The sequence below is a fragment of the Neobacillus jeddahensis genome (assembly GCF_000612625.1).
Taxonomy (GTDB): Bacteria; Bacillota; Bacilli; order Bacillales; family Cytobacillaceae; genus Neobacillus; species Neobacillus jeddahensis.
In genome coordinates this window covers 12,277-34,389 of the sequence record NZ_CCAS010000042.1, presented here as the reverse complement: position 1 = coordinate 34,389, position 22,113 = coordinate 12,277, and the positions used below count along the sequence as shown (strand labels likewise).

The following is a 22,113-nucleotide window of genomic DNA, read 5'->3' as shown; positions in this document are numbered from 1 at the left end:
ATACCGAATGTTATTTGAAAAATAAAATCTCGTGACTGAACAAAATAAATATCGCCAGTCTGGTGTGGTTCGGCCATTCATTTTAGTGAATTTCCCGCTGTTTCATCGTTAACTGCTGGTCATATCTTAATAATAATTTATCCACCTATAAACAAATAGCCCTATTTTCCATCTTTGAAGAGTAGACACCTACCTATATATGTTTGAATAAATTATAAGTGTAATCTACTGTAAGGAGTTGAAAACATGACCGAGAAGAGAAACCAAGCTGATTATCTTCAGAAAGCTGCTATGTATGATTTATTAGCTCAGTTTTATAAATACACAAACCCCAACTTACACATGCATTTCTATCTTAAGCATTATAAAAACATGAACAAGGCAATGAATATCCTGCGGACATACAGCCAATCATCACAGGGCGAAGCTAAAATTCGTCTCCTTCACACCACACCAGATGCAGCACAAATTGATGTGTATATAAATGGGAATAGAGTTTATAGGGACTTATCCTGTAAACAGGTAAGCCAGGTCTTACCATTAAAAGCTGGCAAATACCATATTGATATTTATCCTGCTGGAAATATGGTTGATAGTATCTTAAATAAAAAGATAACCGTTGAAGCTGGAAAATCATACACATTAGCCACTATTAACCCTGTGAAAAAAATGCGTTTGCTCGTTTTTTTAAACGATGCGGAGGTTCCAGTAAATGAAGCAAAAGTTCGCTTTATTCACTTGTCACCAGATACCCCACCCCTTGATATTGCGGTCAAGGATCGAGATGTCATTTTCCCTCAGGTTTCCTATAAACAGGCTACAGGTTATTTAGGGTTAACACCCATGACTGTTGATTTAGAAGCACGTGTAGCAGGAAGCAAAGAGCAACTCTTACCAATGCCACAGGCACATTTTAGGGCAAATGAAAGCTACACGATCGTCTTACTGAGCTTAGCCGATGACCCAACAGAGTTACAATTTATCACTTTAAAAGAACCATAAAGATATGTCGCCGATTGGCGATCCATAAGGCGAAGACAGAGGCGTAGTTACACTTTCCTATCAACAGAAAAAGGTGCCCCGACAGAGCGAGGCACCTATTTTACAGGAACTAATATCGTAATAGCTATATCATCTTTTTTTAAATCAAATTTGTCAGCCTTAATTTTAAGGTCACTTTTTAATTTTAATTGTTGCATGTGAACATAGACCAACTGATCATTCGGCCTAATATCAACTCCTGAAGGCAGCTTATAATTATCACTAATATAATTTAAAACATATGAGATAGGAAGGTGTAACTTACCAACAGACATTGTTTTTTGCTTTAAGACCAAATCACCATTTTTTTCAGCTTGGGGCTCAAAGGTCAGTTTCAAATTTAATTTTTCACTGAAAAATGGTAACGTTCCATAAAGTTCAACCTCATCCCCTAAGACTACCCGATAGTCAATCGGGGAATCCTTTGCCTCCTCCTTCAAATAGTGATTGATCAGTCTATTTAAATCATACTTATTTGAATTTACATGGAAAGAAACATAATCATCTGTTGAAACATTTTTTTTACTAATTTCCTTTTCATCCATTGGGGCTAAAGCTAGTGATAATAATATAATAGCAATTAAAAGGTTAATTCCTAATAAGACCAGGAATCCTATTTTCCACTTATTTTTCATCTAATTCTAATTCTCCTCAGCGCTGACCGTGTATGGCTTTTTCTCAAGGTCAGGTATTACCCTATTTCCCATCGTTTCATTTAACCTCTCGGCAATCAATTTATATCCTTTGTCATTTGGATGGAAATGATCTGTAAACAATAGGTTTTCAGTTGCATCTATGAATACATCCTCAATCTTAACAAAATAGCCATTTGGATAATTGGCAATTACGCTTTGCCCTGCTTCATTCCATTCAGCAACAATTTCATCCATTTCTTTTATATCCGAAAACCACTCTGAAAAAGGATTATAAAGACCCACCAACACAATTGATGCGTTAGGATTTTCCTCGACAATTGACTCGACAATTTGCGTCAAGTGATTCCGATAGGATTCCTTTTCCTTCATAAAGTCTGATACTTGCAGGTTTGAAATATTATCCTTCACGACTTTCATAATATCATTTCCGCCGATTGTTAGGATGACCAAATCTGCCTGCTTTAATACAGACTTGACTTCCTGTGAATGGAGTCTTTTCAATAGTTGAGTCGTCCGATTTCCCTTTACCCCAAAATTATAAAAGTCCACTTCTTTAATTCCTTTTTCTTTTTCGAGCATTGTTTTCAGATAGGGAAGGTATCCTCCTTGATCTGTACTATCTCCAACTCCCTGGGTCAGTGAATCACCCGCAGATACTACTGTTAATTTTCGTGGAAAAAAATCAGCTGGAATTTGTTCAAAAACCTGTGCAGAGACTTTCTTTTCTTGATGTAGTAACAACGTGTCAGACTGACCACATGAACTTAAGACTAATACGGAAAGAAATAGAAGGGGGAAAAACCTTTTCATTTATATTCACCTACCTTCTAAACTATTTTTTCATTCAACCTCAGCAAAGGTACCTTAACAAACCTTTCTTTGGTATACATTATTGTAAATGTCCCAAAAAATGCTTCTTTTTTAGGAGAGCATCTGCCTTTCTTACTCCTAGTGAGTATTACTTTATTATAACACGACACGTATTAATCAAAACATATATGTATTACATCCTATTCGTACCAAAAAAAATAGACCCCATAAAGGTCTATTGTAATGCCTTAATATCATTCATTATTTCATCAAATGGTACATCCTTATATCCACTATATGTCTTTATAATATTTCCATCCTGATCCACTAAGTAAAGGAAGGTTTGATGAATCACTTGTGTTCCTTCTGCAGGCTTTTTGACAATTGTTTTAAAATTTTTCGCTGCAAACTCTTCGATAAAGGCTTGATTATAACCTGTTAGAAAAGTCCAATTTTCGAACTTCACGCCAAATTGCTTTGCATAACGGTCCAGTACCTCGGGTGAATCCACCGTTGGATCGACACTAAAGGAAACAAATTCTACATTTTTCAGACCTTCATCTTTGACCTTTTTCTGTAATTTAACCAAATTTGAGGTCATTGGTGGACAAACATCCGCGCAGCTAGTAAAAATAAAATCTGAAATCCAGATCTTTCCCTTCAAATCTTTTAAGCCAAATGGCTTATTTTCTTGCGTTGTTGCAGAAAAATCCTTTACTGGCCAGTTCACCGCATTTTCAATTTCCTTTTTTCCACATGCCGACATTACAAGCGTACTTATGACAATAAATAATACCAAAAAACGAACCTTCATCCTATCACCCACAACTTTTCAATTCTATACGGGATTAGTGTAACAAAGATAGTAGGAAGATGAAAGCAACAAGCTTTAGTCATTGGTGTCAGGCACCATTCTATTCAAAGATTTATTTATTCATAATAATACATGAGAGCTAGTGCCCCTGGTCCTGTATGTGTACTGACAATGGGGCCGGTGTAATCAATCTCAACGTCTTGACAACCAGTCATTTCAAAAATACTTTCTTTAATTTTCACTGCAAGCTCATAAGCTTCAGCATGGGCTATCCCAACTCCACGGACGGTTTTCCCCTTAATATCCTCTGCAAATTGCTTCGCCATAAATTTCACCACCTGTGAATGGCTGCGAACCTTTGTGACTGGAGTATACTCGGCCCCTTCAAGTGAAGCAACCGGTTTAATGTTTAATAAGGAACCAATAAAGGCTTTACCCTTTCCAATTCTTCCACCCTTAACAAGATTCTCTAACGTGTCAACCATAATGTACAGTTTGGTATGTTCACGGACCTTCTGTAGTCGTTCAAGAATTTCTGCCCTACTTTTCCCCTGTTTCGCCATCTGGGCTGCTTCCCTCACTTGAAAACCAAGCCCCTTCGAAATAAACTCAGAATCGATCACGGTTACATTTGTGTTTGACATCTGGGCAGCGCTTTCAGCAGAGCGAACCGTTCCACTCAGTTTACCCGTCATATGAATGGAAATAACTTCGTAACCCTCTTTTCCGAGGCGGTCATAGGTTTCGAGAAAAACTCCAACTGGAGGCTGAGAGCTTTTCGGTAATTCCTTCGAACGGCTCATGCTTTCAATAAATTCAACTGGGTCAATATCAACCCTGTCTAAAAAGGATTCACCATTTATATTGATGGCCAAAGGCACCACAACGACATCTAATTTTTCAACCAATTCTGTTGATAGATCCAAGGTTGAATCGGTAACTATTTTTATCTTGTTCATACATTCACTTCCCTACGATAACTGCTTTGAATTTAACAGGCTTTTTGTTGTAATGAAACACATTATCTCTATTCTAACAAAGATTAGTATATTTACCATCGAAAAAAATAAAAGAGCATCGTTACTGATGCTCGAGGCGAATTATGCATTATGTTTTAGCTCTCCCAGGTTAAACAATTGTTCGTAATCAGGCCATTTCATAACCTGTTTCAAATATTCTTTAAAAGAGTAGCATTTTTTAGGCTTACATTCCTTTTCAATCGACGCAAGAAACGTCTGTAAACGGACTTGAATCATAAAATTAAAAGAGCTATTCTCCTCCAATACAGGAATATCCATGACTTTAACCTTCTGTCCAACAGCATTTTTGAACTCTATGCTTTTGACTAACAAAATATCAATCCTCTTTTTCACCCGTTTAATTAAATTATACACCCATTAATCCTCGAAAAGTGTCTATTTATGCTTGGCTTTAATTAATATTTGTGATTTGTTCACAATTTGATGATTTAAAAATAACGTAAGACAGAACATTGGATGCTCTGTCTTTTAGTCGAAGGATTTGAATATGTAGGGTTTTATGTTAGAGTTCAATGTAGAATTTTTTTGTAGGTAACTATTTTTGATTAGAAATAACTGTGGTTTCTTCTGTTTACCTGTTTCAGCATCATACAATTTAGCTTGGGTAAGATCGTTATGACAATTCGGGCAAATCCACGTTCCGAAATCGCAGCTACTGAAAGACGGTTGATGACATTTGGGGCAGGATTTTTTAAACATAGAGGACCACTCCTGTTATTTAAATTTCGTATTTTTATAGTTTATGTACACTTATTGTAAAAAAAGACCTTGATCATAGAGAATTTACCTACCAAGGTCTTTTATACACGTCTTTCCATCCTTCTTCTTCTTTTAATAATGAATTGAATAATCGATCCCGTTAAAACTAGCACGGCGCCAGCTACTAGAATATTAAACATATTGGTTCCGGTTTCAGGGAGTTTTGGTCCGTCTGCAGGTAACACGCCTCCTAAAGTGCCCTCAACATAAAATTTGAACTCGACTTCGCTACTAAGACCTTGAAAGTCATTACCCAATTCCTGTGGGAATACAACATTAAAAACTAATTCTTCTTCTGCCGTACTACTTAATGATCTCGGCTCAATTTTTTTAAACTCATTGAGTTTACCTCTAAAAATCGCCCCCTCATTATCGGTGATAGTGAGTAATAATTCATTATATAGTTTCTCTGAACCTGATTTTAACTTCCCTGTCACTAGGTAATTAAAATCTTCTTTTCCATTGTTTTTTATTTTAATTGTACGAGTAGCCCTATCACCTGGTTTAAAATCTTTAACATTAAATAGGATTTTTTCAGGAGTAGTCATAAGATCAATCTCCTCTAAAGATTGCGATGCAAATGTACTACCGAATGGGAATAAAAACAAAATAACTATTAAAAATGGGGTGAGAATTATCATTTTATTATTATTTGGCAGTATTTTCTTCATTTTCCCCTCCATTTTCACGTCATCTTTCCGATACAAGATCTCCCACTCCTTTTTTTACAATTTTGATTGCAGTGTACTCCATCAGTAGATTTATTAGTTATCGTCAATTTACAAATAACAAACTTATATATTTACGATAACTAATAAATGGTAGGAAAAGAAAGCCTGTGGCTTTCTTTCCTTTCCAAAATTAATTAGGATTATTTCCAAGTTCCTGCTTCTTGATTTGCTGTGAATGTCCAATCAAGATCTAAACTGTCTCCTTGGAATTGGTTTTGATTTCCCTTATCCTTAAACTCAAGTTGTACAGTTAAATAGACATCTTTATTAGGTGCAAGTGAGCCCTGTGGAAGTAAATTAGCTACAGTTGAAAGGTCTGCAGGATCCAATTCACTCAACTGTTTTAATGTCATCTTAGATACTACTTTTACCCCTTGAAGATCATCCCATTGATCAAGTGGTGGATTTCCAGGCCAAGCACCTTCATACTCTAAGAATGTAACTTCAATATCATCAGCAAAATCACTAGTGCCATTATTATTATTTGCATCATGAACTGTATAGTCAGTCTGTAATAAAACATTTTTGATATTTAAGCTGCCATCATTTTTCAGGTTGAATCGCTTGAACATTTTATCGCCAGGTTTCATATTTTGAATCTTAAACATTTGTGTTGGATTAAGCGTTAAATTTAATGTTCCTGCCGCGAAAGTATTATTCGATGTTTCAACATCATTAAAGTAAGCAAATGTTCCTCCACCTACTAATGACAAACCTAATGCTGCAGATGCCAAACCTAAACCTAATTTCTTTTTAATACCCATTCTTTTCTCCTCCAATTTTCCCCTCACCTTATGAGGTATGTAGTTTTATATTGAACCCTTATGGTTTACATAAGGAGTGCAACCGTTAAACAGTTTCTTCAACTTCTTTTCCTTTTCCCTTTTCAATTTCTTTTAAGGCTTTAAAAATTGATAATCCAGAATAGCCTAGTAAGAGTAGTCCAGGTAAAATTAGCAACAACGCAGTTCCTGTTTTTGACTTTGCATAATCTAAGAAATATCCAACATATGGGATTGTAAACCCGGAGTATTTCGCTACAACATTTTGAGATAACACTGGATCACCATCTTTATTTTCATTGTTATCTCCTTTTGTTACATACATGGTTTGATCCCCATTTTTATTAACTTCAACAATTCTATGAGTAATTAATTTATTCTCTGCCTCTCTAAAAGTAATGATGTCATCCTTTTTTAAACTAGTTGGATTTTCAACTGGCTTAACTGCAATTATTGAACCAGTCATAAATGTTGGTTCCATTGATCCAGATAAGACAGTTTTTAATTGGTATCCCAAGAAATTTGGTTCTCCACCTGAAGCCTTAGACGATACAACTACAAATATCATGAATATAAGAAGTAAGAACAAAATTCCTGTAATTACATTACTTGTTACTTTCCAAACCTTTTTAGTTTTCATATAAACATCACCATTTTTCCTTTCAAATATTTCTGATTATTTAACAGTAACAGTCACACCTGCTGATTCTTTTTCTGAACTATCAACTGTGGTCAATCGATACGTGACTTCATCATCCGATGTTAATTTAATATTTTCACCTTTTACATTATCCTGTAATGGTGTAGTCTGACTGTCGATATAAATTCTTACGTGACTAATACCAGAAGGATTTTTCCATGACAAACTTATATTTGAACTATTTCCATTCCGATTTCCTATCAAATTCATGACATCTTCGGGTGGATTATTAACAATTTCAGGTTGTTTATCAATTTCAGGTTGTTTATCAATGTCTTTACCTTTATCTTTATTTGGATCTGAGCATGGTGCATTCGTATGATCGTCACAATCATCTTTATTATGGCCAGGGTTATCAGGATCCGTATGTTCACCCGTGTCTACATCTGGTTTGTCAGGACCATTTCCGAGACCAGCGTTGTCTTTACAATATTTGTGCCAAAAATCCGATCCTTTTTTAGCATCTTTACAAAAATCTTCTGAAACACTAATTGTTCCACTAATTTTTTCTACATCATTAAAGTAGGCACCGGTGTCAGATGTAAGATACGAACCAGTTAGAATCAGAAGATACCAGACTGCAACAATCTGAGCAGCAACTATTAACCTTTTGCCCTTTTTTCTAAATTTCTTCAATCGGGTATTTCGAATTGTTCTCCCTCCCTCATTCGTTCTTTTTAATGAATGAACCCACATATGTAGTTTATTAAGAACGAAGTTGGTGACTTTATTATTCATTTCCATCAACTTCCTCAAAGACTTATTTATACCGCTTGTTCCTTATTAAGAACTTGTGACTTGAGTATATGACAAAATAACGAACTTGAAAAAGTCCAAATTCCTTCGAATTTTCTTAATAAAGAACATTTTTGTTGGATTATCTCTGATTATCTCTAATTTTCTCACTATTTCGTATTTTATAAAAAAATATTCGTTCTTTATAATGTACATATACACCTAGACCTAAGTGGAGTAAAAATGAAGGGGTATGAATCTATGATTGGGAATAAAATTAAGGAGATGAGGAAGAGAAAAGGCTATTCTATCAGTGAGTTAGCCAAATTGGCTGATGTTTCAAAGTCCTACTTAAGTCAAATAGAACGGGGATTGCAATCGAATCCATCGCTTCAATTTTTAGAAAAAATTGCAGAACCACTGGAAACTAGTCTTGATAGCTTAATAATGGATATAAGAACACAGGGACATTCCATAACAGAACTTGATGAGGAATGGAAAAAATTAATTGAAAGAGCAATTAAAGATGGATTAAAAAAAGAGGATTTCCAGGAATACCTGAACTACATAAAATACAAAACCTGGATAAAAGAACAGAATAAAAGCTAAAGAAAAGCCCACACTCTTAAACATGAATGTGGGCCTAACCTTAACATATTCTCGGGAACATCGTCCCTGATAGTCTTGTTAATAACCGTTTGGAGCCTAGTGGGGTTTCTAATAATAATTGTCCTTTTCCTTTCGCTATGACGCTGCCAATGACAACAGCATCCCTTCCTTCAGGACACTTGCGTAAAATTTCAAGCACCTTATCTTTTTCCTGATTAGCGACAATAATAATCGCTTTTCCCTCATTAGCAAGATATAAAGGATCGAACCCTAGTAAATCGCATACCCCATGAACTTCCGACTTGATTGGAAGTGAGGATTCATTTAGTTTCATAGTCAAATGGAAATCTTCAGCAATCTCAACGATAGTTGTAGCAAGACCGCCTCTAGTAGGGTCGCGCATGATTCTTACCCCATTAGTCTCCCTTAAAACTTCCTCAAGCATGATATTCAGTGATGCACAATCGCTTTGAATGGGTACCGTTACTCCAAGATCTCCTCTTGCACCAATAACGGCGACACCGTGATCCCCAATCGTGCCTGAAACAATGATGGCATCTCCCTCCTCAAATTGAAGGCTGCAGCCCATCCCAGGTTCATAGATTCCAATTCCTGTTGTATTGATGAATACTCCGTCCGCAGAACCACGTTCAACCACTTTTGTGTCTCCTGCTACAATGGATACACCTGTTTTCTTAGCTTCATTTGCCATATCTGAAACAATTTGCTTTAAATCGGAAATCGGAAACCCTTCCTCTATCACAAACCCACATGTTAAAAAGGCTGGCTTCGCACCACTCACAGCGAGGTCATTTACTGTCCCAGCCACGGCTAACTTTCCAATTGAACCACCGGGAAAGAAAATCGGTTTTATCACAAATGAATCAGTCGTCACTGCTATTTTATGGGATGACATCGTGATGGCTGCTGCATCGAACAGGGAGGCATTTGAATCGCCAAATGCTTCAATAAAGACATCACGGATTAACCGATGACTTCGTTCTCCTCCATCACCATGAGCTAAGCTAATATATTTTTCCATTAAAAACTCTCCCTCATGTAGTGATAATAGGCTGAACAGCTACCTTCAGTGGAGACCATGCACGGACCAACGGGATTCATCGGATGGCATGCTTTTCCGAATAATGGACATTCATTTGGTGTAATCAAGCCTCGGATCACCTCTCCACAGCGGCATTTTGTCTTCCGCGGCTCTCCTACCACTACGGAAAACCGCTTCTTGGCGTTAAATTGCTCGTATTCGGTTTTTAAATCTAACCCACTATTTGGAATGACACCAATCCCGCGCCAGGCTTCATCACATTCCGTTAAATACTTTTCTAGCCATTGATGGATCACTTGATTGCCTGTTTTCGTTACTACAGAAGGGTGATTATTTTCTATTGAAATCTTTTCACTTAAGATCAGGTCAAGCAATTTGTAGATAGAGGAAAGCAGCTCTGCTGTTTCAAAGCCAGCAATCACCCCTGATATATGGTAATCATCAACTAAATACTGATAAGCATCTTCCCCTAACACAATCGAAACATGTCCTGGAAGTAAAAAACCATCCAAATTTACTTCTCCTGCATCCAATAAAAAGCGAAGAACCGGTTCAACAAGCTTGGTTGTCATCCAAATCGAAAAGTTAGTGATCCCCTGTTTTTCAGCTTCTCCTACCATTAAAGTCATGATTGGAATGGTTGTTTCAAATCCAACTCCAAGAAAAATAACTTCTTTGTCAGGATTTTCTATAGCCACCTTCACAGCATCAACTGGTGAATATAAAACACGGATATCCTTTCCTGAAATCTTGGAATCTACTAATGTTCTCGTCGAGCCAGGGACTCTCATCATATCGCCAAATGTACAGATAATACGATTCTCCCCTTCTGCTAAGGCGATCATGGCGTCAATCGAGCGCTGATCCGTTACACAAACCGGACAACCTGGACCGGAAATAAGGTTGACCACATCCTTCAAACATTGCTTTACCCCTGTCCGTGCAAGTGCCATCGTATGGGAGCCGCAAACCTCCATAAAGGCTGGCTTTCTACCAAACTTTTGCTGGAATTCTATTGCTTTTTCAATTACTGCCTCTACTAATGGCTTACATATTTCCGGATTATTGGACTGCTTCAGAATTTCGAGCATTGATTAGTTTCCTCCATTCCTCCACACTCTGTTTTGCATAGGTTTCGTCGACTATACTCATTGCCTGACCAGCATGAACAATGACATAATCCTCAAGCTCCACTTCAGGTACGAAAATAATGCCCACCGTTGTCTGTGACCCCATCACATCCACAACCGCACTATACTCCATTTTTTTCACTACTTTTGCTGGTACGCCAACACACATGAATGTGCCCTCCTTCTTGCCGCGGCAACAACTAATTGACCGTATGATAACCCGCCATCATTACATGGAACTTTTTCGGGAACAAATACAGAAAAATCTTTTTTGCTTAATTCAGTCATGATTCTTTTCCGTAAATAACGATTATGAAAACTTCCTCCTGATAACACAACCTTTTTATGATGAGCAAGGTTTTTTGCCGTAATTTTCTCCATTGCTGTTATTACTGCCTGAACCACTGTTTCATGAAATCTCCCACTAATGATGCGAACATCCTGACAACTTAAAACATCAAAAGCAATTTCTTTGATCATCTCAGCAAACTGAATTGTTAGAGTGCCATTATCAAGTAGTTGAAAGCTGTAGGGTTCATACATTAACTGATCATTCACTAACTCTGCTAATTGAATGGCGGCCTCTCCATCGTAACTTGAAACCTTTGTGACATCACACATGGCACTAACAGCATCGAATAGGCGGCCGCAGGTTCCTGCATAAACCGTATTGATCTTTTTTTCAATCATTGCTTTTAAAATATCAATCTCAGAAGCTTTATCTGGAAAAATGGACTTTGCTAGTGAAAGGCCGGTTTCTCCTTGTAATGAAATGAGCATCGCTGCCGCATTTCGCCATGGCTCTCGAATGCACTTTTCTCCACCAGGAAGTGGGGTATAGTGTAAATGAGCCAGCCGTTTATATTCAGCCGCATCTCCATAGAAAATTTCGAACCCCCAAATGTTGCCATCTAAGCCATAGCCCGTTCCATCCAGAATGATTCCATAAGCCTCACCAGGGATTTGATGTTCTTCTAAACACGCTGCCATATGCGCGTGGTGATGCTGAACTTCTATTACATCATCAATCCTAGACTCTTTTGCTAGTGTCTGAACATAATAGTCGGGGTGGGCATCAATCACCGCCGTAGTTTTTGATATATCCATCCACTTTAATAGATGGTCTAATTCTTTTTTGTAATGGTCGATTGTATCGATATTTTCTAAATCTCCTATATGTGGTCCGACAAAAATCTGTTCATTTCGACCGATGGCGAAGGTACTCTTCTGCTGTCCACCAAAAGCAACAATTCCTGACACATCTGTACTTGTAAAAAACGGGTCGGGAACGTATCCTCTCGATCTGCGTAGAAAATCAAGTGTTCCATTATTTATTTGAACGACAGAATCATCGACTGGATGCAGAATCTCCCGATTATGAACGAGATAAAAATCGGCAATCCCATTTAGATATTGTATTGCCTCATCATCTTGGTAAAGAATTGGCATTCCTGAAGGGTTTGCACTCGTCATGACGAGGCAAGTCAGTTCAGGGTCTGTAAAGAGTAAATGATGAAGCGGAGTATAGGGAAGCATAATCCCTATCGTGCTCATACTTGGTGCTACGCCTTCTGCTAACGAATACTGTTCAGTTTTCTTCAATACCACAATCGGTGATTCAGGGCTCACCACTAGATCATGCTCAGCTTCATTTATTTCAGCAAGTTCTTGAACGGCTGATATCGATGAAGCCATGACGGCGAGTGGTCGTACTGGCCGATTTTTCCTTCTGCGCAATTCTGAAACGGACCATTCATTCCGAGCATCGCAACAAAGATGATAACCGCCTATCCCCTTGATCGCGATAATTTTTCCCGCCTTCAACAACTGTATCGTTTTCTTTATTGGGTTCTCGGAATCAACTTCTAACCCATTACTTTCGAGTAACCGCACTTGTGGCCCACATTTTGGACAAGCAATCGGCTGCGCATGATGGCGTCGATTAGTTGGATCTTCATACTCTTTCCTGCAATCATCACACATCGGGAAGTCCTTCATCGAAGTGTATGGCCGGTCATATGGTAACTCCGAAATAATGGTGTAACGTGGTCCGCACTGAGTACAATTGATAAACGGGTATTGATAGCGAAAATTAGTAGGATCCTTCATCTCCTGCAGACATTCCTCGCAAACTGCCGAATCAATCGGGATTACCAGCATCGAAGTCCCACTTCGTTTGCTCGTTAGGATCGTAAAATCAGAGAGGTTGAGCGTTTGTCCATCCTCTGCTAAAATTTCATTAATTTTTGATAGTCTTGGAGCATTGGTTTTCAGGTCCAATAAAAAGTCATTTATCGCCTGCTTTTCTCCTTCGAGGTGGATTTTAACCCCATCCATATTGTTCTGAACGGTACCATTTAACTGATATTTATCGGCAAGCTGAAATACAAACGGGCGAAAACCGACCCCCTGTACTCTTCCGCGAACGGCAATTTTTACTGCTGTAACCATTTAAGATATGCTCCTTCAATCCAAAAAAACCATTCATGCATTCCTTCCTGTGTCCGAGCAGAAAGTGGGAGCAAGTTAGACTTCGGATTGATTTCCGCTAAATCCCTTTTTGCCTCCTCCACGCTAAAATCAAGGTATGGAAGTAAATCCAGTTTATTTAATAGAACCAATTCGGTACGCATAAACATTTGTGGGTATTTAGGGATTTTATCATTTCCTTCTGGCACACTTAAAACAGCCACTTTATGCTTTTGTCCTAAATCATAGCCAGAGGGACAAACTAAATTTCCGACATTCTCTATGAAGAGAATATCAATTTCATCCAAATCTAATTCGCCCAATGCAGCTGCAACCATACGCGCATCAAGATGACAGCCTCCATGAGTATTAATCTGCACCGCTCTTGCTCCCATTGCCCGAATTCGGTCGGCGTCCCTTTCCGTCGCTAGATCACCCTCAATGACGGCAATGCGATATTTTCCTGCAAGAACTCGGACAGTTTCCTCCAACAGGGTAGTCTTTCCTGCCCCAGGTGAACTCATTAGATTCATCACTAAGGTTTTCGTGTTTTGGAAAAGCTCTCGATTAAATTCTGCTGCTTTATTGTTATTCGTTAATACATCTGTTCTTAATGTCACTTTCATCTTCCATTACTCCCCTCATATGATAAAACCTGAAAAGTCTCCCCTGCCACTACCTTTCCAGACGGAATATGGCAGATGGGGCACAACGCAATTTTTTGCTCAGGTTTGTATTTTTCACCACAAAGAACACAGATTGCTTTGGCTTCCTCACGATGAATAACCAGTTCAGCATGTACAGAAAAAAAGTGGAGATTTTGATCGCGTAAAAGATCAAATGCCATTCGTAGCGCATCTGGCATGGCATTTGCGATTTCACCAACAATTAATTCAACTTTTTCAATTTTATCCATTCCTTTACCAACAGCATCTTCCTGGACTAACTGAAGAATATCTCCCATTAGCGCCATTTCATGCATCATGACCACCCTGTTTCTTATTCATAAACCCGATAAAAACCGTATCATCGACAAGTTTTAGGGGGTAAGATTTAAGCTGCAACTCCCCAGAGCGTGTATTAAAATTATATGTTTTTTGACAATTCAAACATTTCCCACTTGAATATAGTGTTGTTACGACAATAATATTCGAACAAACAGGACAAACGCCATCAATTGCCTCCATGTTCGTTCCATATCTTGCGACTATTACAGGCCTTCCACTTATAAACTTCATTTCCAGATCGGACCCAATCTCCTCTTTTTTCATTAGCGGTTTCCAGCTAATCCCTAATACTCGATCTGCAACTACTTCCACCTTTTCCAAATCTTCGCTTAAAAAAGGCTCATAAACAGATTTTGCTGTTTGGAAAAGACTCCCTGCCATTTCCTTTAAAAAGTCCCCTCGTCTCATGATCCTGTTCTCCAGCGATGAACTTGATCCAAAACAATAGTTAATAGATCATCTAGCTTATTTTGATTCGTTTCTGTCAAGCCGATCCCAAGTTGGAGAGAGGTGGGCTGCATCCCAAACATGACAATTTGTCTTGGGTATCGTTCCCGCAGTTTTGCCGCGAATAACACTTCTTGGAATCCAAGTTGGTGAATGGACATTTTGATTCCAAAATAGGCAGGAATCTCTTCCCCTTCTAAGGAAATGATTGTTCCACCTTCTTTTCCAGCATTAATCGCATCAATGATAATCAGATTATCCGTGTCCTCTACAGGACCAAGCAGTTTCATCCCGTCCGTTAACCCTTCAATAATTTCTATCTGTTCATCTTCTTTTAAGGCTTCTACCAGTAACGGTAAAAGGTGAATGCCAACACCCTCATCAGAGAAGAGGGTGTTGCCGATTCCTAAAATGGTAATTTTATTTGCTGTTTGTTTAGTCATTATTCTTTTCACCAACTGATTTGTTCGTCGTTGTCTTATATCCAGTCACCATCGATGAAATGGAGCCATTCCGTTCAAGGTAATCATCACGGAAGGCCATGTAGACATGAATGAGTGTAAATAACATAAATCCCCACGCAGTCAGATGATGCCAAGAACGAAGTGTATAACTATCACCGCCAAATACGTAAGGAACCCAAACAAATAATTTTGCCCAGAATGATTCTGGCTGCGGCTCAAAGTACATATAAAATCCCGTTAACATCACAATCCACGATCCTAGACCGATAAAAATCCAGTAGCTTAACTGCGCTAGCGGGTTGTGACCGACAAAGTGCGGTTTTTTATTTTTCAAAAATAAATAGAATTTTATCGTTTCGAATAATTCCTTCCAAAAAATCCATCTAAGTGGGTTAGAGGTTGCAAATTTATTTCCGACTGCAACCCAATATAAGCGAAACAAAAGATTCGCCACAAAAATAAACGCAGCAAAAAAGTGAACATATCTCATCCAGCCCATTAGATTAGAATAATAGGCCTCCTCTGGAATACTAGCAGAGGCAAACGGTTTACCGATGTAAATTCCAGTCACCATTAACACCATAATCGCAAGCGCATTAAGCCAATGGAAAATTCTTATAGGTAATTCCCAAACATACGCTCTCACTTCATTTTTGACTTTTTTGAACTGAATGGGCCTTTCAGGGTGAAATGAATTCTCGCTATTGATCATCGGATCTTCAGGAAATGGGCCAGGCGATTGTGTTGGTAATTTTGGCGCACCCATATTTTCACTCCTAACCTAAACGAATTTCAGTCGTTTTATTTGTTTCCAAATCGGTTAAGTGAACGGCACATGCAAGACATGGGTCAAATGAATGGATAATCCTCATGATTTCTAACGGCTGCTCTTTATCTAGCATAGGTGTTCCTTTTAATGCTGCTTCATAGGCGCCAATTTTATTTTGATGATCGCGTGGCGAAGCATTCCAAGTAGACGGAACAACAGCCTGATAGTTATAGGTTTTTCCATCCTTTATATCAATCCAATGTCCAAGTGCTCCACGTGGAGCCTCCATCCAGCCCACACCTTTGGCACGTTCCGGCCATGTATTTGGATCCCATTTTGTTCGATCAAATGTAGTCTGATTGCCACTCTTAACGTTTGCTAATAATTCATCCATATCGTTCCGCATCCATCCTGAAATGAGAACAGACTCGAGGCCGCGTGCGACAGTACGCCCTAATGCAGATTGTAAAGCATCCATTGGAAGTTCTAGCTTTTTCAATGTTTCGTCGACAATGTTGACGATCTCTTCTTTACCAGAAGCATAGCCCACCATCATCCTTGCCAGCGGTCCCGTTTCCATCGGATGTTCCTTCCAACGTGGCGCTTTTAACCAGCTATATTCCTTATCAGTGTCCAAGGTCTTAAATGGTGCTTTTGGACCTGTATAATCAAGGGTCGTTTCACCATCAAATGGATGCTTTCCTTTTCCACCTCTATCTCCATCATAGGTGTACCAAGAGTGATCAATAAATTCCTGGACGTGTTTAGGATCTTTAAGGTCAACATCTAATACTTCTTTTAGATTACCGTTTAAGATAATACCCCGTGGCATCCGGTAAAGCTTTGTATCATAAAGATCACCCGTTGAAAAGTCTCCATAGCACAAGTAATTGTTTAAGCCACCACCATAAGTCCAATCTTTATAAAATGAACCTATCGCTAATAAATCGGGAATATAAACCTGGGTAACAAATTCCCTCGCTTGGTCAATGAGCTGAGAAACGTGCATCAATCGTTCAGCATGTATTCCATTATCACTATCGATATCAAGCGGTGTAGCCATTCCACCGACTACATAATGAGGATGCGGGTTTTTACCACCAAAAATAGTGTGAATCTTAACGATTTCTTTTTGCCAATCCAACGCTTCTAAATAATGCGCAACAGCAAGTAAATTTACTTCTGGTGGAAGCTTATAAGCTTTATGCCCCCAATAACCATTTGCAAAGATACCCAATTGACCACTTTCAACTAATTTTTTCACTTTGTTTTGAACATCCAGAAAATAACCTGGAGATGATTTTGGCCAGCTTGAGATGGACTGAGCAAGCTTAGAGGTTTCTGCAGGATTTGCACTAATTGCACTGACAACATCCACCCAATCCAAGGCATGCAAGTGATAAAAATGAACGACATGGTCATGAATGAAGATTGCCTCATTCATGATTTCACGAATCAAATGAGCATTTCTCGGGATTTTGATTTCTAATGCATCTTCTACTGAACGAATGGAAGCAAGTGCATGCACAGTTGTACAAACACCACATATTCGCTGAACATAAGCCCAAACATCACGCGGGTCTCGATCCTTAACAATCAATTCTAAGCCGCGTACTGCAGTCCCAGAGCTATATGCTTCTTTAATGACGCCTTGTTCATCTATATCGACTTCAACACGTAAGTGACCTTCAATTCTTGTGATTGGATCTACTACTATACGTTCACTCATGGTCTTCACCTCGTTTGTCATCTTTCTTTTTCTTGATCACAGTTCCTGTGGCATGAACGGCAATACCGGCGGTTGCTAATCCAATGGTTGCGAGACCAACGGCATCCGGATTAATAGTGGTTTGTGTTCCAGGAATTTTGGCTCTTCTTGTGAATAATGGGCCATTATCCCAGAAGTCTTTTTCCGAACACCCTATACACGGATTACCTGATTGAATCGGGTAACTTACCCCACCGTTCCAGCGCATTTCTGCACATGAGTTATATGTTGTTGGACCTTTACATCCCATTTTATATAGGCAATAACCTTGTTTTGCCCCTTCATCATCGAAAGACTCAACAAATAAGCCGGCATCAAAATATGCACGGCGATTACACTTGTCGTGAATACGATGGCGATAAAAAGCTTTGGGACGGCCCAAATGATCCAACTCCGGTAATTTACCAAATGTAATGATATGAGCAATTACGCCCGTCATAACTTCAGCTATTGGTGGACAACCAGGTACAAGGATTGTTGGCGTGCCCTTCACAAAGTTTGTAATCGGTTTGGCACCTGTTGGATTGGGATGAGCAGCGGCGATCCCCCCCCACGAGGAACACGATCCATAGGCAATGATTGCCTTTGCATCTTCTGCCATTTCAAGGAATGTTGCCTTGGCAGATTGCCCTGCAACACTCAGGAATGCATCATCATCAGGTATGCTTCCTTCCACAGCAAGAACATACTCTCCCTTGTAATCCTTAAGTACTTGTTTCATGGAGGCTTCAACTTGGTGACCTGCTGCTGCCGAAAGCACTTCCGAATATTCTAGTGAAATCATATCAAGTAAAACGCTTTCAGTCTTTGGTTGTGATGATCGAATAAATGATTCGGAACACCCTGTACAATCTTGGAATTGCAGCCAAACAACTGGTACTCTTGACTTTGTTTCCATAGCTTTAACCACTTGGTCTGATTGAGTAAACTCTAGACCCAAAGTAGCAGCCAAAGCTGTGCACATTTTCAAGAAGTCGCGTCGACTTACTCCACGGTCAATCGCGGCTTGGTAAACTGTTTTCTGTTCCTTCATCCGCTATCCCCTCCATATGTCATTGAAATATGTAAAAACTTGATTTCATAAAAAATTCTAGTACAATTATAGGTCATTAGTCTTGATAATTCTGAAAAATACACAAAGTATTCTTAACTAGATTTTTACATTATTTTCTATTAATAACGTGATAATTGATGTAACGTAGTGCTTTTTCGCAAAAAAAAAAAGACCTAAGGGTGATTCCCTTAAAGTCTTTTTAGAAGTATTTACGCTTTTATAACTTCTTCTTCATCCTCGTTTTCCTCTTCCAGCTGCTGCTTCTTTAATCGTTTCCGATAAACGAATTTAGACAAATTTATACTAACTTCATAAAGGAGCAATAATGGTAATGTCACAACAAAATCAGACATGAAATCTGGTGGTGTGATCACAACCGCAATGATGATTAAAACAAAATAGGCGTATTTACGAATCTTTGACAATACAAACGGATTAATAATACCCAGTGAAGTTAAAAACATTACAACTACCGGAAGTTCAAACAACACTCCAAATGGAAGGGTCATGTTCATAAGAAACCTAAAATATTTTTCCGCAGTAAAGTTTGTAACAAACATATCTTTTCCTATATTTACCAAAAAATCTAATACCATTGGAAAAATGACAAAATAACCGAATGCAAGACCAGTGATAAATAAAATAAATAATGCCGGGACATAAGAAACCGTTATCCGTCTTTCTACCGGCCTTAATGCTGGCCTTACAAACAGCCAAATTTGAAAGGCCAATACTGGTATTGTGCCTGCAATCGCGACCACAGTCGCAATCATAAAATATATCCACATAATATCGCTAGGTCCAAGCACGAGAAGTTTAGTATCTCCAACAAACCAGCGATAGATATCGTCTACATAAATAAAACCAGCAATAAAAAAGATGACAAATGCTAGTGCGGAAATAATAATCCTTTTCCGTAATTCCTCTAAATGATCAACTAAATTTAATTCTTTATCTTCCATGTACTTCCCCTGCCAATTTCAAAGGTTAAAAAAAAGCTAAGTGGTTGAAATCTTTCGATCCAGTTAGAGATTCTTAACACACTTATAGACATTAACAATCTTACTAAGTTTAAGATGATATCAAGTTATTTCACATCTGAATAGGTATAAAATTCAAGAAGAAAAGGTGCAAGATTAAAATCCTACACCTTATTTTGTCAAGTCTTTCTTTTCATCCTTTATATCTTCCATCACATCATCCGTAAGTTCACGGGTTGATTTTTTAAATTCTTTTAAAGTTTGTCCGAAGGCCTTTCCGATTTCCGGTAGTTTCTTTGGTCCAAAAATGATAAGTGCTAGTGTTAGAATCAAAATTAATCCGGGTATTCCGATATTTGAAAACATGGATTTACATCCCCTTCAAGTGGTGTATATTTCTACTATGATTATAGTACCGAAAAACCCTTTTGAGTTAATTAACGGCAATAATTCATAGTAATTTCACAAAATCCAATAAAAAAGTGAAATGTGTGATATTTAACATTCCAATTTCAATAATGAATCACTATAGACAATTTAACAATTACTATCCTGTAAGTCAATGTCCAATTTGTTGATTAAATTTTTAAAATATTTTGACAACTATATGTTTTTTGCATATAATTTGAACAATAGGAACATATATTAATGAAATATTTAACCTTTTGGATTGGATGTGATGAGGATGGAATTTTCACTATGTAGTTTTGATGGTGCCCTCCCTGTAGAGGTAACACTTGATGATGACAACGGAAGATACACAATTCGTAAAAGTGATCGAAGTGGAGAATACTTCAATAGTCCAATTGAATTAATCGCCTGGGTAAAAATGCATTTCCATGAAGAGGAATTTTGCCATCCCCTTGAATTCAGAGGTATGCTTGCAAAAATGGCCGAATACGAATTAAACGGTTCGTATTTTTAATGGTTCTATTCATAATGAAACGAGGAAATGCACCAGCAACAAATACTGGTGCAACTTTTTTTCTATGATTTTCGGCTAAATATCCTAAATTCATAATCATAAGGATTTTTTTCATTCCTTAATCCCTTCTCACTAGATACAAGTGTCCACTGATTAAGGTCAAAATCTGGAAAAAAAGTATCCCCGTCAAAGATTTCATCAATGTATGTAATGTATAATCGATCAACAAACGGGAAAATTCCCCTAAAAATTTCCGCGCCACCAATGACAAAAATCTCGCCATTTTGCTCACGACTATAGCGAACAAACTCCTCTACAGTGTAAAACATTGTACAACCCCTACATTGAAAACCAGGTTGACGTGTAATAACAATATTTTCCCGACCAGGTAAAACACGTCCGATCGATTCATGCGTTTTCCTTCCCATTGCAATTGGGTGACCCATGGTAACCCTTTTAAAAAATTTCAAATCCTCTGGCAGATGCCATGGCAGCTGGTTATCTTTACCGATGGCTCGGTTCTTATCCATTGCGACGATGAAGGAAATCATACGCTGACTACTCCTTTAATGTGAGGATGCGGGTCATATCCCTCTAATGTGAAGTCCTCAAATTCAAATGAATTGATATCCTTTACATTTGGGTTAATTTTTAAAATTGGCAATTCTCGCGGTTCTCTGTCCATTTGCAGCTTCACCTGCTCAAGATGGTTTTGATAAATATGGACATCCCCAAATGTATGGATAAATTCCCCAGGCTGTAGATCACACACATGAGCGATCATATACGTTAATAGTGCATACGATGCAATATTAAATGGAACCCCAAGAAATACGTCTGCTGAACGTTGGTATAGCTGACAGGACAGCTTCCCATCTGCCACGTAAAATTGGAATAGACAATGGCACGGAGGTAAGGCCATGTCGTCTATTTCGGCAACATTCCATGCATTAACCAATAATCTACGTGAGTTTGGATTAGTCTTAATTTGCTCGATTAATTCACTGATTTGGTCAACGGTTTTTCCATTAGCACCTGTCCACGAGCGCCACTGGGACCCATATACTGGTCCTAATTCACCATTTTCATCTGCCCACTCATTCCAAATCCGTACACCATTTTCCTGAAGATACTGAACATTGGTGTCCCCTTTTAAAAACCATAATAACTCATAAATAATCGATCTTAAATGCAACTTTTTAGTTGTTAGAAGGGGAAAACCTTCCTCCAAGTTAAATCTCATTTGGTACCCAAAAGTGCTGATCGTGCCTGTACCAGTCCGGTCACCCTTTACTCTACCATTTTTCAAAACATGTTCGCATAATTGTAAATATTGTTTCAAATCAGACACTCCCTTAAC

At 38.3% G+C, this 22,113-nt stretch carries 27 protein-coding genes; 3 read left to right on the top strand and 24 right to left on the bottom strand.

Annotated features, from left to right (window positions below):
* Window positions 1-246: 246 nt before the first annotated feature.
* Window positions 247-1,002, top strand: a complete 756-nt coding sequence (locus tag TY15_RS16515; protein WP_040208579.1) for a DUF4397 domain-containing protein — start codon at window positions 247-249, stop codon at window positions 1,000-1,002.
* Window positions 1,003-1,097: 95 nt separating this feature from the next.
* Here TY15_RS16515 and TY15_RS16510 read toward each other — a convergent pair whose 3' ends face one another.
* From TY15_RS16510 to TY15_RS16465, 9 genes are all read right to left on the bottom strand, one after another.
* Window positions 1,098-1,676 (bottom strand): YpmS family protein, encoded by a 579-nt coding sequence (locus TY15_RS16510; protein ID WP_040208577.1) that lies wholly within the window; start codon window positions 1,674-1,676, stop codon window positions 1,098-1,100.
* 6 nt (window positions 1,677-1,682) lie between these two features.
* Entirely contained in the window at window positions 1,683-2,507 is an 825-nt protein-coding gene (locus TY15_RS16505; RefSeq protein WP_040208576.1) for an SGNH/GDSL hydrolase family protein, read from the bottom strand.
* Window positions 2,508-2,742: 235 nt separating this feature from the next.
* Complete coding sequence (locus tag TY15_RS16500; RefSeq protein ID WP_040208575.1) at window positions 2,743-3,321, bottom strand: SCO family protein; 579 nt, start codon at window positions 3,319-3,321, stop codon at window positions 2,743-2,745.
* A gap of 116 nt (window positions 3,322-3,437) precedes the next feature.
* Entirely contained in the window at window positions 3,438-4,280 is an 843-nt protein-coding gene (locus tag TY15_RS16495) for a DegV family protein (RefSeq protein WP_040208573.1), read from the bottom strand.
* Window positions 4,281-4,421: 141 nt separating this feature from the next.
* The gene (locus tag TY15_RS16490; RefSeq protein WP_040208570.1) at window positions 4,422-4,673 is read right to left on the bottom strand and encodes a DUF2535 family protein; all 252 of its coding nucleotides are present in this window, start codon (window positions 4,671-4,673) and stop codon (window positions 4,422-4,424) included.
* A 488-nt stretch (window positions 4,674-5,161) separates the two neighbouring features.
* Window positions 5,162-5,827, bottom strand: a complete 666-nt coding sequence (locus tag TY15_RS16480; RefSeq protein WP_244440946.1) for an LPXTG cell wall anchor domain-containing protein — start codon at window positions 5,825-5,827, stop codon at window positions 5,162-5,164.
* Between the two features lie 164 nt (window positions 5,828-5,991).
* Complete coding sequence (locus tag TY15_RS16475; protein ID WP_040208568.1) at window positions 5,992-6,615, bottom strand: TasA family protein; 624 nt, start codon at window positions 6,613-6,615, stop codon at window positions 5,992-5,994.
* 85 nt (window positions 6,616-6,700) lie between these two features.
* A complete protein-coding gene (gene sipW / locus TY15_RS16470; RefSeq protein WP_040208565.1) occupies window positions 6,701-7,273 on the bottom strand; it encodes a signal peptidase I SipW in 573 nt (190 codons plus the stop codon).
* A 36-nt stretch (window positions 7,274-7,309) separates the two neighbouring features.
* Entirely contained in the window at window positions 7,310-8,071 is a 762-nt protein-coding gene (locus TY15_RS16465) for a SipW-dependent-type signal peptide-containing protein (protein ID WP_040208563.1), read from the bottom strand.
* 258 nt (window positions 8,072-8,329) lie between these two features.
* Between TY15_RS16465 and TY15_RS16460 the strand changes: the two genes are divergently transcribed.
* Window positions 8,330-8,677 (top strand): helix-turn-helix domain-containing protein, encoded by a 348-nt coding sequence (locus TY15_RS16460; RefSeq protein WP_040208562.1) that lies wholly within the window; start codon window positions 8,330-8,332, stop codon window positions 8,675-8,677.
* Window positions 8,678-8,717: 40 nt separating this feature from the next.
* Here the strand turns inward: TY15_RS16460 and hypE are convergent, their stop codons facing one another.
* The 13 genes from hypE to tatA all read right to left on the bottom strand — a co-directional run bounded on the left by hypE (window position 8,718) and on the right by tatA (window position 20,194).
* Window positions 8,718-9,719: a hydrogenase expression/formation protein HypE gene (hypE, locus tag TY15_RS16455; protein WP_040208561.1), complete on the bottom strand. Its 1,002-nt coding sequence runs from the start codon at window positions 9,717-9,719 to the stop codon at window positions 8,718-8,720.
* Window positions 9,719-10,831 carry a hydrogenase formation protein HypD gene (gene hypD, locus TY15_RS16450; protein ID WP_040208559.1) on the bottom strand — a complete coding sequence of 371 codons (1,113 nt, stop codon included), beginning with the start codon at window positions 10,829-10,831 and terminating at the stop codon, window positions 9,719-9,721. The genes hypE and hypD overlap by 1 nt, the downstream gene beginning before the upstream one ends.
* Window positions 10,803-11,039 (bottom strand): HypC/HybG/HupF family hydrogenase formation chaperone, encoded by a 237-nt coding sequence (locus tag TY15_RS16445; RefSeq protein ID WP_040208558.1) that lies wholly within the window; start codon window positions 11,037-11,039, stop codon window positions 10,803-10,805. Before TY15_RS16445 ends, hypD begins: the two co-directional genes overlap by 29 nt.
* Window positions 11,012-13,321, bottom strand: coding sequence for a carbamoyltransferase HypF (hypF, locus tag TY15_RS16440; RefSeq protein ID WP_040208556.1), 2,310 nt, complete (start codon window positions 13,319-13,321; stop codon window positions 11,012-11,014). The genes TY15_RS16445 and hypF overlap by 28 nt, the downstream gene beginning before the upstream one ends.
* Window positions 13,306-13,965, bottom strand: coding sequence for a hydrogenase nickel incorporation protein HypB (gene hypB, locus TY15_RS16435; protein WP_040208554.1), 660 nt, complete (start codon window positions 13,963-13,965; stop codon window positions 13,306-13,308). Before hypB ends, hypF begins: the two co-directional genes overlap by 16 nt.
* Window positions 13,962-14,324 (bottom strand): hydrogenase maturation nickel metallochaperone HypA/HybF, encoded by a 363-nt coding sequence (locus tag TY15_RS16430; RefSeq protein WP_306454199.1) that lies wholly within the window; start codon window positions 14,322-14,324, stop codon window positions 13,962-13,964. The genes hypB and TY15_RS16430 overlap by 4 nt, the downstream gene beginning before the upstream one ends.
* Window positions 14,314-14,754, bottom strand: a complete 441-nt coding sequence (locus TY15_RS16425; protein ID WP_040208551.1) for a Rieske (2Fe-2S) protein — start codon at window positions 14,752-14,754, stop codon at window positions 14,314-14,316. Before TY15_RS16425 ends, TY15_RS16430 begins: the two co-directional genes overlap by 11 nt.
* Window positions 14,751-15,236 carry a HyaD/HybD family hydrogenase maturation endopeptidase gene (locus tag TY15_RS16420; protein ID WP_040208550.1) on the bottom strand — a complete coding sequence of 162 codons (486 nt, stop codon included), beginning with the start codon at window positions 15,234-15,236 and terminating at the stop codon, window positions 14,751-14,753. The genes TY15_RS16425 and TY15_RS16420 overlap by 4 nt, the downstream gene beginning before the upstream one ends.
* Window positions 15,229-16,023 (bottom strand): Ni/Fe-hydrogenase, b-type cytochrome subunit, encoded by a 795-nt coding sequence (gene cybH, locus TY15_RS16415; RefSeq protein WP_392391435.1) that lies wholly within the window; start codon window positions 16,021-16,023, stop codon window positions 15,229-15,231. The genes TY15_RS16420 and cybH overlap by 8 nt, the downstream gene beginning before the upstream one ends.
* Before the next feature lie 10 nt (window positions 16,024-16,033).
* A complete protein-coding gene (locus TY15_RS16410) occupies window positions 16,034-17,755 on the bottom strand; it encodes a nickel-dependent hydrogenase large subunit (RefSeq protein ID WP_040208547.1) in 1,722 nt (573 codons plus the stop codon).
* Window positions 17,748-18,827, bottom strand: a complete 1,080-nt coding sequence (locus TY15_RS16405) for a hydrogenase small subunit (protein WP_040208546.1) — start codon at window positions 18,825-18,827, stop codon at window positions 17,748-17,750. Before TY15_RS16405 ends, TY15_RS16410 begins: the two co-directional genes overlap by 8 nt.
* Window positions 18,828-19,057: 230 nt before the next feature.
* A complete protein-coding gene (gene tatC, locus TY15_RS16400) occupies window positions 19,058-19,810 on the bottom strand; it encodes a twin-arginine translocase subunit TatC (protein WP_040208544.1) in 753 nt (250 codons plus the stop codon).
* A gap of 189 nt (window positions 19,811-19,999) precedes the next feature.
* A complete protein-coding gene (tatA, locus tag TY15_RS16395; protein WP_040208542.1) occupies window positions 20,000-20,194 on the bottom strand; it encodes a twin-arginine translocase TatA/TatE family subunit in 195 nt (64 codons plus the stop codon).
* Between the two features lie 319 nt (window positions 20,195-20,513).
* Between tatA and TY15_RS16390 the strand changes: the two genes are divergently transcribed.
* Entirely contained in the window at window positions 20,514-20,753 is a 240-nt protein-coding gene (locus TY15_RS16390; protein ID WP_040208540.1) for a hypothetical protein, read from the top strand.
* A gap of 62 nt (window positions 20,754-20,815) precedes the next feature.
* Here the strand turns inward: TY15_RS16390 and TY15_RS16385 are convergent, their stop codons facing one another.
* Window positions 20,816-21,304, bottom strand: a complete 489-nt coding sequence (locus tag TY15_RS16385) for a dihydrofolate reductase (RefSeq protein ID WP_040208539.1) — start codon at window positions 21,302-21,304, stop codon at window positions 20,816-20,818.
* Entirely contained in the window at window positions 21,301-22,095 is a 795-nt protein-coding gene (locus TY15_RS16380; RefSeq protein ID WP_040208537.1) for a thymidylate synthase, read from the bottom strand. The genes TY15_RS16385 and TY15_RS16380 overlap by 4 nt, the downstream gene beginning before the upstream one ends.
* Window positions 22,096-22,113: the final 18 nt, after the last annotated feature.

What these genes read in the sequence shown, in the direction of transcription:
- TY15_RS16515 (WP_040208579.1), top strand. Translation starts at nt 247, where the DNA reads ATGACCGAGAAGAGAAACCAAGCTGATTATCTTCAGAAAGCTGCTATG.
- TY15_RS16510 (WP_040208577.1), bottom strand. Translation starts at nt 1,676, where the DNA reads ATGAAAAATAAGTGGAAAATAGGATTCCTGGTCTTATTAGGAATTAAC.
- TY15_RS16505 (WP_040208576.1), bottom strand. Translation starts at nt 2,507, where the DNA reads ATGAAAAGGTTTTTCCCCCTTCTATTTCTTTCCGTATTAGTCTTAAGT.
- TY15_RS16500 (WP_040208575.1), bottom strand. Translation starts at nt 3,321, where the DNA reads ATGAAGGTTCGTTTTTTGGTATTATTTATTGTCATAAGTACGCTTGTA.
- TY15_RS16495 (WP_040208573.1), bottom strand. Translation starts at nt 4,280, where the DNA reads ATGAACAAGATAAAAATAGTTACCGATTCAACCTTGGATCTATCAACA.
- TY15_RS16475 (WP_040208568.1), bottom strand. Translation starts at nt 6,615, where the DNA reads ATGGGTATTAAAAAGAAATTAGGTTTAGGTTTGGCATCTGCAGCATTA.
- sipW (WP_040208565.1), bottom strand. Translation starts at nt 7,273, where the DNA reads ATGAAAACTAAAAAGGTTTGGAAAGTAACAAGTAATGTAATTACAGGA.
- TY15_RS16465 (WP_040208563.1), bottom strand. Translation starts at nt 8,071, where the DNA reads ATGAATAATAAAGTCACCAACTTCGTTCTTAATAAACTACATATGTGG.
- TY15_RS16460 (WP_040208562.1), top strand. Translation starts at nt 8,330, where the DNA reads ATGATTGGGAATAAAATTAAGGAGATGAGGAAGAGAAAAGGCTATTCT.
- hypE (WP_040208561.1), bottom strand. Translation starts at nt 9,719, where the DNA reads ATGGAAAAATATATTAGCTTAGCTCATGGTGATGGAGGAGAACGAAGT.
- hypD (WP_040208559.1), bottom strand. Translation starts at nt 10,831, where the DNA reads ATGCTCGAAATTCTGAAGCAGTCCAATAATCCGGAAATATGTAAGCCA.
- TY15_RS16445 (WP_040208558.1), bottom strand. Translation starts at nt 11,039, where the DNA reads ATGTGTGTTGGCGTACCAGCAAAAGTAGTGAAAAAAATGGAGTATAGT.
- hypF (WP_040208556.1), bottom strand. Translation starts at nt 13,321, where the DNA reads ATGGTTACAGCAGTAAAAATTGCCGTTCGCGGAAGAGTACAGGGGGTC.
- hypB (WP_040208554.1), bottom strand. Translation starts at nt 13,965, where the DNA reads ATGAAAGTGACATTAAGAACAGATGTATTAACGAATAACAATAAAGCA.
- TY15_RS16430 (WP_306454199.1), bottom strand. Translation starts at nt 14,324, where the DNA reads ATGATGCATGAAATGGCGCTAATGGGAGATATTCTTCAGTTAGTCCAG.
- TY15_RS16425 (WP_040208551.1), bottom strand. Translation starts at nt 14,754, where the DNA reads ATGAGACGAGGGGACTTTTTAAAGGAAATGGCAGGGAGTCTTTTCCAA.
- TY15_RS16420 (WP_040208550.1), bottom strand. Translation starts at nt 15,236, where the DNA reads ATGACTAAACAAACAGCAAATAAAATTACCATTTTAGGAATCGGCAAC.
- cybH (WP_392391435.1), bottom strand. Translation starts at nt 16,023, where the DNA reads ATGGGTGCGCCAAAATTACCAACACAATCGCCTGGCCCATTTCCTGAA.
- TY15_RS16410 (WP_040208547.1), bottom strand. Translation starts at nt 17,755, where the DNA reads ATGAGTGAACGTATAGTAGTAGATCCAATCACAAGAATTGAAGGTCAC.
- TY15_RS16405 (WP_040208546.1), bottom strand. Translation starts at nt 18,827, where the DNA reads ATGAAGGAACAGAAAACAGTTTACCAAGCCGCGATTGACCGTGGAGTA.
- tatC (WP_040208544.1), bottom strand. Translation starts at nt 19,810, where the DNA reads ATGGAAGATAAAGAATTAAATTTAGTTGATCATTTAGAGGAATTACGG.
- tatA (WP_040208542.1), bottom strand. Translation starts at nt 20,194, where the DNA reads ATGTTTTCAAATATCGGAATACCCGGATTAATTTTGATTCTAACACTA.
- TY15_RS16390 (WP_040208540.1), top strand. Translation starts at nt 20,514, where the DNA reads ATGGAATTTTCACTATGTAGTTTTGATGGTGCCCTCCCTGTAGAGGTA.
- TY15_RS16385 (WP_040208539.1), bottom strand. Translation starts at nt 21,304, where the DNA reads ATGATTTCCTTCATCGTCGCAATGGATAAGAACCGAGCCATCGGTAAA.